Here is a 1,602-nt window from a genome sequence, read left to right on the forward strand (position 1 = left end):
GGCCTAGGCAGCAAACGGATTTGGAGAGTTTGAAGCTACTTGATCGGGACGGAAATCCATGCCCACCTCGATTTCAAGAGCGGTCCTGTTGACGCAGTAGGCAGCGGCCTTGGTCCCATTGATGCGAACTTGGCGCTGGTTTCGACCTTTTGAATCGGCCAGGAGCCAGCCGCGCTCGGACCAGACCCGGAGTGTGGCCGAGACATCGTGGCCAAACTTCTCGAGCATGTCACACAAGGGCTTGCGCAGGAAGGCGATGAAGGTCCATTGATCACCGGCATCGAAGCGCCCAACAAAGCCGCCAAAGGGCTCAATCGGGTTGCTGTTGGAATCGGATTTATGGCGGCCGAAGAACTTCTGCTGGTTGGCTATGGCCCATTCCCCAACATCACGCAGGGCGGCCAGGGCACGGTCGGCATCTTGGGCGGCGTCGGCAACGGTCTCAGCCCAGATGCCCAGCAAGACCTCACGGGTTGGTCGATGAAGGACCAGCCCTGGAAGTGCCTCCAGCAGACGAAGGGCGGTGAACTCGAGGACGGCGAAGATTTCAGCCAAACGGCCGGCCACATTGTTGCCTTCGGCCAGTGTCGCATAGAAGGCTTGAAGCTGCTGGAACTCCTCCTTCCACGCTGCCCAGTAGGCGCGGTTCATCAGCAGGTGGCGGACAAGATAAGGCCCGGCGAAGCCGTAGTTCAACAAAACGGCAACGTTCACATCCTTGACCAAATCCGGTTGCGGGGCTGTGCCAAATGGCGGCCCCCAGAGTGAAAGGACGCGAGCACGAGCGCCACCATGTTGACTGCTGGCCCCGGTGCAGGGCTCCTCTCCCGAAGAAATCAGGACAGAGCGGAATGATCCGGTGCGTTGTGTTCCCTGGACACTTCCACGGCCGCGTCCTTTGCCTGAGGCGTAGCCATAAATCACGGAGTTGACCAAGGCACGGGCCTCTTTCTGCGGCAGGCTGGAAAATACCCGTTTGGTATCATCGAGAATCAGAGGCAGGCCATTGAGCAGGCCGCCGATGCGCTCAACCCAAATTCGAGTCATGTCCCAGGTGTGCAGCACGGACGCCTCAGCCCGTTCATCAGGGCACCCCCATACTGAAGCGGCAAACCGCTGGACCGTGGTCTTGCCAGTGGACGTGACGCCGGCAGTTTCCACGACAAAATTGCTGGCTCCAATGAGGGTCAGCATCGGGGGAGAACACGCAGCCAGGAGGATTACGAAGGGAGTTTGGTACACGATGGCGCGGTTGGCAATGGCGAGCCAACCCGTTAACGAACCTGAGCAAACAAAACCGTCCGCCACCTGTTCATCCCCGTCGTCAGTGCCACGGAAAACGATGGTGGCGGCTCCGATGGCTGATGGACCGTTCTTCGTATTGATCGCAGCGGCTGACAACATGCCGTCCTGGGTGATGAGGTTGCGGCCCCACAAAAAGGATTCATTGCCGTCTTGCCAGCCAAAGCGACTGCTGACCTGGATAAGAGGGATACAGCGGCGGTTGATAAAGTCGTAGGCCGAGAGGTACTTGACGAGAAAATCTTTGTGCTCGCTGGTAATCGGAAGTCCAAAGCTTGCCAAAGAAACAATATCCCGCGT

At 58.5% G+C, this 1,602-nt stretch carries 1 protein-coding gene; it reads right to left on the reverse strand.

Going from position 1 to position 1,602, the window contains the following annotated elements; all coding sequences use genetic code 11:
* Window positions 1-3: 3 nt before the first annotated feature.
* The coding region (locus tag GTA51_RS20325) for a DUF927 domain-containing protein (RefSeq protein WP_160964301.1) at window positions 4-1,602 on the reverse strand (1,599 nt) is incomplete at its 5' end.

This window comes from Solidesulfovibrio aerotolerans (assembly GCF_009856865.1).
GTDB lineage: Bacteria > Desulfobacterota > Desulfovibrionia > Desulfovibrionales > Desulfovibrionaceae > Solidesulfovibrio > Solidesulfovibrio aerotolerans.